Origin of the sequence: Lysinibacillus sp. A4 (assembly GCF_024919535.1) — a bacterium.
Taxonomy (GTDB): Bacteria; Bacillota; Bacilli; order Bacillales_A; family Planococcaceae; genus Lysinibacillus; species Lysinibacillus capsici.
On record NZ_JANWTB010000018.1, the window covers coordinates 23,111 to 31,847 of the forward strand.

General features: G+C 38.6%; 6 protein-coding genes, 2 rRNA genes and 1 other annotated feature (1 of these 9 only partly in view). Of the genes, 1 reads left to right on the forward strand and 7 read right to left on the reverse strand.

What is annotated here, in order from left to right:
* Window positions 1–123 (reverse strand) — a binding site (T-box leader) (it extends 97 nt beyond the left edge of the window).
* A 49-nt stretch (window positions 124–172) separates the two neighbouring features.
* Both pdxT and pdxS read right to left on the reverse strand, forming a co-directional pair.
* Entirely contained in the window at window positions 173–736 is a 564-nt protein-coding gene (pdxT, locus tag NY607_RS23185; protein ID WP_259420431.1) for a pyridoxal 5'-phosphate synthase glutaminase subunit PdxT, read from the reverse strand.
* A 1-nt stretch (window position 737) separates the two neighbouring features.
* Window positions 738–1,622, reverse strand: coding sequence for a pyridoxal 5'-phosphate synthase lyase subunit PdxS (pdxS, locus tag NY607_RS23190; RefSeq protein WP_036075157.1), 885 nt, complete (start codon window positions 1,620–1,622; stop codon window positions 738–740).
* A gap of 102 nt (window positions 1,623–1,724) precedes the next feature.
* Between pdxS and pdxR the strand changes: the two genes are divergently transcribed.
* Window positions 1,725–3,143: a MocR-like pyridoxine biosynthesis transcription factor PdxR gene (gene pdxR / locus NY607_RS23195; protein WP_082148118.1), complete on the forward strand. Its 1,419-nt coding sequence runs from the start codon at window positions 1,725–1,727 to the stop codon at window positions 3,141–3,143.
* Window positions 3,144–3,158: 15 nt separating this feature from the next.
* Here pdxR and asnB read toward each other — a convergent pair whose 3' ends face one another.
* The 5 genes from asnB to NY607_RS23220 form a co-directional block, all read right to left on the reverse strand.
* Window positions 3,159–4,997: an asparagine synthase (glutamine-hydrolyzing) gene (gene asnB / locus NY607_RS23200; RefSeq protein ID WP_131522627.1), complete on the reverse strand. Its 1,839-nt coding sequence runs from the start codon at window positions 4,995–4,997 to the stop codon at window positions 3,159–3,161.
* 99 nt (window positions 4,998–5,096) lie between these two features.
* A complete protein-coding gene (locus tag NY607_RS23205) occupies window positions 5,097–6,428 on the reverse strand; it encodes a D-alanyl-D-alanine carboxypeptidase family protein (protein WP_131522626.1) in 1,332 nt (443 codons plus the stop codon).
* A gap of 141 nt (window positions 6,429–6,569) precedes the next feature.
* Entirely contained in the window at window positions 6,570–8,033 is a 1,464-nt protein-coding gene (guaB, locus tag NY607_RS23210) for an IMP dehydrogenase (RefSeq protein ID WP_004233999.1), read from the reverse strand.
* Window positions 8,034–8,306: 273 nt separating this feature from the next.
* A 5S ribosomal RNA gene (rrf, locus tag NY607_RS23215) occupies window positions 8,307–8,422 on the reverse strand.
* 190 nt (window positions 8,423–8,612) lie between these two features.
* Window positions 8,613–8,737, reverse strand: a 23S ribosomal RNA gene (locus tag NY607_RS23220); the annotation flags it as partial.

The following is an 8,737-nucleotide window of genomic DNA, read 5'->3' on the forward strand; positions in this document are numbered from 1 at the left end:
CTACTTCATTCACTTCGACTGTGCAACTCCAGGACGGATTCACAAGTGCTTTTATCAGCTTCCACCAGCCGCTGACTCTCTAAAAAAAACGTGCTTGCTACTACTTCCCATCATCGTGTTCAGTTATTTAAAATTTAACCATACTGTACTATATGAAAACAAATTTTGCAAGTCATACCATAGAGGTTACAAAATATTCAAGAATTCGTGTATCCTCTGTTAATTCGGGATGAAACGAACAACCCAATAAATGGCCATCTTGTGCCAAGATTATTTTCCCATCATGTTTTGCAAGAATTTCAACACCTTTACCTACCGCTTCAATATGAGGTGCACGAATAAATACTGCTGGAATCCCTACACCTACTTTAGGAATATCTAGTTGTACTTCGAAGCTATCCACCTGACGTCCATATGAGTTTCTTGCTACAGTCACGTCCATCACAGCCAAATGTGGTTCATCTTCAATTAGATCCTTGGCTAATAAAATTAATCCCGCACATGTACCAAGCATCGGTAATCCTTGCTGTGCAAGTCCACGAATTGACTCTAGCAGATCAAATCGATCCAGCAATTTTCTCATTGTTGTGCTTTCTCCACCTGGTAACACAAGTCCATCTAGGTTTCCTAAATCCTTTCTTTGTTTTACTTGAATTGCTTCACAACCAAGAGCTTCTAACATTTGTATATGCTCACGAACTGCTCCTTGTAATGCTAATACACCAATTCGCTTCATGCTACCAACCTCGCTCTTGCATACGCTCGTTGTGTCCAAGCTGTGCAATATCAATCCCCTTCATTGGCACTCCGAGCTCTTTTGATATTTCCGCAATAAGCTTATAGTCTTTATAATGAGTAGTCGCCTCTACAATGGCACGTGCAAATTTTTCAGGGTTCTCAGATTTAAAAATACCTGAACCAACGAAAACGCCATCAGCTCCAAGTTCCATCATTAAGGCTGCATCAGCAGGCGTCGCCACTCCTCCTGCTGCGAAGTTTACTACTGGTAAACGACCAAGACGTTTAATTTCTCTTAATAACTCGAAAGGAGCTCCTAGTAATTTCGCCTCTGTCATTAATTCATCCTCTGTCATTCCTACGACTTTACGAACTTGTGCATTTACTTTACGAATATGGCGAACGGCCTCCACAATATTCCCTGTACCTGGTTCACCTTTAGTTCGTAACATCGAGGCACCTTCCCCGATACGACGGGCTGCCTCCCCTAAATCGCGACAGCCACACACAAACGGTACTGTGTATTCACTTTTTAATAAATGGTACTCTTCATCTGCTGGTGTTAAAACTTCACTTTCATCAATATAATCAACACCCATTGCTTCTAAGACACGTGCTTCAACAATATGACCAATACGTGCTTTGGCCATCACAGGAATAGTTACAGCCCCCATCACTTCCTCAACAATACGAGGATCGGCCATGCGTGCAACGCCACCTGCTTTCCGAATATCTGACGGTACTCTTTCTAATGCCATAACTGCTACAGCACCTGCAGCTTCTGCAATTTTTGCTTGCTCTGCATTAATGACATCCATAATGACGCCGCCTTTTTGCATTTCTGCCATTCCACGCTTTACTAGCTCTGTACCTGTTTGTTTCATTTTCTAACCTCCACCTTTATGATGAAGTTTAGTATAATAGAAATTGACCATATCAAAATATCCAGTTTTTAAATAATTTATAGGGTCAGGAGGTTCCAGATCATGGATATGCTTTTATTCCAGCTTGAAAGAGATAGTGATAAACCGCTTTATGATCAGCTTTATAACGGTATTAAAGAAGCTATTATTTCTAAAAAAATAACTGTAGGAGAAAAACTGCCTTCAAAAAGAAAATTAGCTGATTTTTTAAACATTTCCCAAACAACAATTGAAATTGCCTATGCTCAGCTATTAGCTGAAGGCTATATTATGTCCAAATCACGTATTGGCTATTTTGTAGAAGAAATAGATGAACTGCCTTACATTCAACAAGATACTATGGCGTCCATTAATGAATATCCTAAGAAAAAGTCTTACAAAATCGATTTTAATCCAGGATCTATTGATATCGATGCTTTTCCATTTCAAACATGGAGAAAGTATGCAAAAGAGCTTTTTGACGATACCTCAAAGGAGCTATTATTAACAGGGGAACCACAAGGTGAACTGTCTTTACGCACAGAGATTGCTAATTATTTATATCAATCCCGTGGTGTTGTATGCCACCCTGAACAAATTGTTATTGGTTCAGGGACAGAGCAGCTCCTCCCTATGATTCTCCGTCTTTTTAGTGAGGACACCAGCTTTGCATTAGAAAACCCCGGATACCCTGCCGTCCATCGAATGTTTTCGCAGCATAAACGAAAAGTTTATCCAATTGCAGTTGATGAAGAGGGCATAATTATTCATGATCTCGAAAAAACAAATGCTAATGTTGTGTATATTACACCCTCACATCAATTCCCAACTGGGGCTGTATTATCTGCTACAAGACGAGCACAAGCTTTAAATTGGGCGGCACAAAGCACCTCTCGTTATATTATTGAGGATGATTATGATTCGGAATTTCGTTATGCTGGAAAACCAATTCCTGCCCTACATGCATTAGATCGAAACGATAAAGTTATTTACATGAGTACTTTTACTAAATCTTTAATGCCATCCTTGCGAGTAGCTTATTTTGTACTTCCACCTAAACTACTTGCTACTTATAACGATGTCTTTAATTATTATTCATCAACGGTGCCTCGTTTTGATCAGCATATTGTAGCAAATTTTATGGGTGATGGGCATTTTGCAAAGCATCTCAATCGTATGCGTAAAATTTATCGTAAAAAACATGATAAACTAACTTCTATTTTAGAAAAATATTCATCATCCATTAACATTACTGGTGAACAAGCGGGTATGCATATTTTATTAGAGGTTCAACACACATTTTCAGAAAAACAATTACAACAGCTCGCCTCTCAAGCAGAGATCGGTATTTATCCATTATCAGCCTATAGACTAGATCATTATGAATCTTCACAAGCTCAATTTTTATTAGGTTTTGGAGGGATTCCCGTACAAGCAATCGAATCATCCATTGAGCAGTTGATGGATTGCTGGAGCATACAAAAAAATGACCCATCTACGTAGATGGGTCATTTTATATTAAGTCTCAATTAATTGAATTTGATAATGCTCAAACCAAGTATGAATTTGCCCTAGATAAGCTAAAAGCTGGGGACCTGCCATTAACTGCCCATACCATGGAACCTTAAAAGAGCTACCTCCCGATTCAATTAACTCCGCAAGCTTTTGTCGTTCAAATAGTTCATGCAAGATTGAATTTTTATCATGTAGAATTTCCTTCAACCATTTTTGCACTCCTGCTGTATAGACAGGATGATATGTTTTTGGATAAGGATTTTTTTTACGATATAACACTTCATTCGGCAATAGATGTGCCATTGATTTTCGAAGTAATCCTTTTTCTATTCCATCCAAATTCTTCATTTCCCACGGAATATTCCAGGCATATTCTACAAGCCGATGATCTGCAAAAGGGACACGTACCTCTAAACTTGCCCCCATACTCATACGATCCTTCCGCTCTAATAATGTTTGCATAAACCATAGCATATTTAAGTAGGACATTTCGCGATGCTTTGCCTCTGCTAGACCTTCTCCATCTAACAAAGGAACTTCAGCTATTGTTTGTGTATATAGTTGTTGTGCATAGGCTTCAATTTTTAATTTGTTGTTCCACTTCTCTTGGAGTAATGCACTTCTTTCAGACAATGAACGTATCCAAGGGAAACCAGTAGTCCTATCTTTAAACCATGGATAACCACCAAAAATTTCATCTGCACACTCTCCTGATAGCGCTACAGTAAATTCCCTTTTTATTTCCCGACAAAACCATAATAACGAGGAATCCACATCTGCCATACCTGGGGAATCGCGAACAATGACCGATTCTACTAATAAATCAATTAACTGTTGCTGGGTGATTTCCTCTGCGTGGTGAGCTGTCTTGAAAGTTTCTGTCATTTTTTGAATCCAGTACGTATCTGTGGAGGTTTGGAAAGAATGTGGGTTAAAGAAGCGCTCATTGTCTTCATAATCAATAGAATACGTATGCAATTGCTGGCTTTGCTGTTGGAATCTATTTGCTGCTATGCCTGTGATAATACTGGAATCTAGTCCTCCTGAAAGAAACGTACAAATGGGTACATCCGAAACTAGCTGACGTTCAATAGCATCCGTTAACAAAAAACCAACATGTTCAATCGTTTCTCCTAATGTTTCTTCATGTCTACGGCTTTGTAGCTGCCAATACGGCCAACTTCTTAAACCTCCTTCTCTAGAGAATCGCATAGCATAGCCAGGTCGTAATTCTTTAATATTTTGAAAAAGGGTTTTACCTGGCTCTCTAGAAGGCCCTACAGCCATCATACTTGCCAACCCTTCAACATTTACACATGCTTGAACCGTAGGGTGTGCTAGCAGAGCCTTCACTTCAGATGCAAAAAGTACACCATCTTGTTGCTCTGTATAATACAAGGGTTTTACGCCTAGTCGGTCTCGACACAAAAATAAAGACTGCGTTTGCTCATCCCAAACACCGAAGGCAAAAATACCATTTAGAAATTCTACACACTGCTCTTTCCATTCAATATAGGCAGTTAATAGTACTTCAGTATCCGATTGTGTTGTAAAGCTGTGCCCTCTTTTTTGAAGTTCCTTACGTAGCTCCTCTGTATTATAAAGTTCGCCATTATATGTAATGACATAGTTCAAACCATCATGGATTTTTTTCATTGGCTGTTTGCCACCGATTAAATCAATAACAGCCAACCGTCGATGGCCAAATGCAATATGCTCACTACACCAAATATTTTCATCATCTGGCCCTCTCTTATTTAATGTTTGCGTCATCGATTTTACTATTGTGTCACTTGTTCTTAAGTCCTTTTGAAAACTAGCCCAGCCTGTAATACCACACATTTAGCCACATCCTTTCGCCTATTAGCGTATGCTATAGCGTGTAAAAATGTGAAAAAGCACATGAATGCTTACGTACATTCATGTGCTCGTATTTAAATATTAAAACAATCCACCAACAAAGTCTGTAATGCCTCCCCATAAATTACCGAAGAAGTTACCTACACCTTGGAAGAACAATGAGATACCGCTAGCACGCTCTACAGCCTCTGTTGTGACAACATCGGATGAAATATCCTTGCCATCGATAAAGCCGTAATCTGTGCCTTCTGTGCGTTCAATAACGACCTTTCCTACAACAGTGCCTTTTTTAACGTCTGCCTCTAAACTCTTTTTATCTAAAACCAATGTAGGTTTATATAAGTCTTTATCAGAAGACTTAATCATAAATGAAATTGGTTCTTTTACTGCAATCGATACTTTGTCTTCTTTACCTTTTGTCACTTTAACTGTTTTTTGATCTTTGAATGTATAGTTCCCTGGTAAAATTTCTTGCTTTGAGAATTGTGAAAAGCCGTAGTTAAATAATTTCGCTGTGGCATCAAAGCGAGCTTCATAGGACCCTTGTCCATTTGCATCAACAGCCTTCATTACAACTGCAATCAAACGAGTACCATTGCGCTCTGCAGTACCTGTGAAGCAGTGACCTGCAAAGTTTGTTGTACCTGTCTTTAATCCATCTACACCTTGATATTCATACACTAACCCTGGTAACATAAAGTTCCAGTTAGACATTTTAATTGCATCTTCTGTCCCTTCACGGAATGTCTTTTTTGCAATTTTAGATGTCTCTAATACCTTTGGGTGATCTTTTAATAAATGATATGCTAATTTTGCTACAGATTTTGCAGGCATCACATTTTCATCTTCTGGTCCTGTGCCTGATGGATGCATACCAAATAAATCAGCATTATTAAGACCAGTAGCATTGACAAATTTATAGCCCTCTAAACCAAGTTCTTCTGCTTTTTTATTCATTAACTTTAAAAATTCAGTTTCAGAACCTGCGATCGTTTCAGCAATGGCTACGGTTGCTGCATTTGCTGAATAGATTGCCATTGCCTCGTATAGCTCACGAATCGTATAAGTGCCATCTCTACGTAAAGGTACATTACTTAATGCACGATTTTGAGACATACGATACGTATAATCTGTTACGTGATATTCTTGATCCCACTTAACTGTCCCTGCATCAATCGCGTCCAATAACAGGTATTCAGTCATCATCTTTGTCATACTTGCAATACCTAGTGAAGTATCTGCATTTTGTTCAAATAAAATTTTCCCTGAATCTGCATCAATTAAAATCGCAGCATCCACTGTTAATCCTAAATCTGTTTCTGCATTTGCATTGGCAGGAATACCTGCAAAAATACTAAATAATAAAACAGGAATTAGGAGTAAGCGTAATACGGTGTTCATTTTCTTTTTCACCTTTAAAGCCCTCCAAAAAATAATCTTGTCCTCGACATTTTATCATAGATAACAACAAACGTGTTGACTCTCTACCATAAAAAAATGCTCTCGCGCCATCTTTGTAGACGATGCGAAAGCATAAAAGTTGCAAGTAATATATTACATGGAATAGTTTGGTGATTCTTTTGTAATCTGTACATCATGTGGATGTGATTCACGTAGACCAGCACCTGTCATTCTAACAAATTGTGCATTCTCGCGTAGGTGCTCAAGATGTGGAGCTCCACAATAACCCATACCAGCGCGAATACCACCAATCAGTTGGTAGATTGTATCAGCTAATGGTCCTTTATAAGGAAGACGGCCTTCAATACCTTCAGGTACTAATTTTTTTGCATCCTCTTGGAAGTAACGATCTTTAGAGCCTTTTTCCATTGCGCCGATAGAACCCATACCACGATAAACTTTAAAGCGACGTCCTTGGAAGATTTCTGTTTCTCCAGGAGATTCAGATGTACCTGCTAGAAGTGAACCAAGCATTACAACGTTGCCTCCAGCTGCTAGAGCTTTGACGATATCACCAGAGTATTTAATACCACCATCAGCAATTATTGTTTTACCTAGCTCACGAGCTACTGTAGCACAATCATATACTGCTGTAATTTGTGGTACACCTACACCTGCTACAACACGTGTAGTACAAATAGAACCAGGACCGATACCTACTTTAACAACATCTGCTCCTGCTTCAAATAATGCACGTGCGCCTTCTCCTGTAGCAACATTACCAGCGATGATTTCTAGCTCAGGGTAAGTCTCACGAATTGAGCGAATTGTTTGTAATACGCCTTCTGAATGACCATGGGCTGTATCGATTACAACAATGTCAACTTGTGCTTCTACAAGCTTCTCAATACGTACCATCGTATCTTTTGATACACCAACTGCTGCGCCTACTAGTAAACGGCCATGTGTATCTTTCGCAGCATTCGGGAATTCAATCACTTTCTCGATATCCTTAATTGTAATAAGTCCAGTTAATCTACCTTCTTCATCTACAATTGGAAGCTTTTCGATTTTATATTGTTGAAGAATTTTTTCAGCATCCTCTAAAGTCGTTCCAACTGGAGCTGTAATCAAATCTTCTTTCGTCATTACATCTTCAATTTTTAAAGAGTAGTCAGAGATAAAACGTAAATCACGGTTTGTAATAATTCCTACTAGCTTTTGATTTTCCATACTATCAACAATAGGAACACCAGAGATTCGGTATTTACCCATTAGATGCTCAGCATCGAAAACTTGATGTGTCGGAGTTAAGAAGAATGGGTTTGTAATAACACCATTTTCAGAACGTTTTACTTTTTCTACTTGTTCAGCTTGCTCATCAATCCCCATATTTTTATGGATAATACCGATACCGCCTTGACGTGCCATAGCAATCGCCATTTTAGACTCTGTAACTGTATCCATACCTGCGCTGACCATTGGGATGTTTAATTTAATCTTTGGTGTTAATTGAACAGATAAATCAACATCTTTCGGTAGTACTTCGGAATGAGCTGGTACTAATAATACATCATCAAAAGTTAAACCTTCTTTGGCAAATTTAGTCTCCCACATTTTCGTAACTTCCTCCTATAGTTAAAAGAATATTAATTGTAAGATTAACAACGTGGACTGCTACTGTCAAGGAACTTATAAAAGAAAGACAATTCAGATTTTTAACAAACAACAATTAAGATAAACAATACAAATAATTAACTACATTTTCGAGGCATTTATTTGCATTTTTTAAATTCAGAAAACACTTTTGAACAATCTCTTTAGTAGAGTTAAAAGTTATCAAAAAAGAAAGTAAAAAAACAGCCAGCATACAGCTGACTGTTTTTTTTTACCTAGCGACGTCCTACTCTCACAGGGGGAAGCCCCCAACTACCATCGGCGCTAAAGAGCTTAACTTCCGTGTTCGGTATGGGAACGGGTGTGACCTCTTTGCCATCATCACTAGACTTATGCGACCTGCAATACACGGCGTATTACTGCGTCAGCTGCTCTCGTTCAATCAGTCACGTACAGAAGTACGCTCCTTCAATCACTCGTTTGCTTCCTTGTACTACTTGTGTCTTGAAGCTCTCTTTTTTGTTGAAAGAATTGTTCTTTCAAAACTGGATAAACGGTGCATTGAATGTTTCAAACGTTTTGGTTAAGTCCTCGATCGATTAGTATTCGTCAGCTCCATGTGTCACCACACTTCCACCTCGAACCTATCTACCTCATCGTCTTTGAGGGATCTTACTTACTTGCGTAATGGGAAATCTCATCTT

Coding starts and splice junctions, on each gene's coding strand:
- pdxT (WP_259420431.1), bottom strand. CDS start 736: ATGAAGCGAATTGGTGTATTAGCATTACAAGGAGCAGTTCGTGAGCAT.
- pdxS (WP_036075157.1), bottom strand. CDS start 1,622: ATGAAACAAACAGGTACAGAGCTAGTAAAGCGTGGAATGGCAGAAATG.
- pdxR (WP_082148118.1), top strand. CDS start 1,725: ATGGATATGCTTTTATTCCAGCTTGAAAGAGATAGTGATAAACCGCTT.
- asnB (WP_131522627.1), bottom strand. CDS start 4,997: ATGTGTGGTATTACAGGCTGGGCTAGTTTTCAAAAGGACTTAAGAACA.
- guaB (WP_004233999.1), bottom strand. CDS start 8,033: ATGTGGGAGACTAAATTTGCCAAAGAAGGTTTAACTTTTGATGATGTA.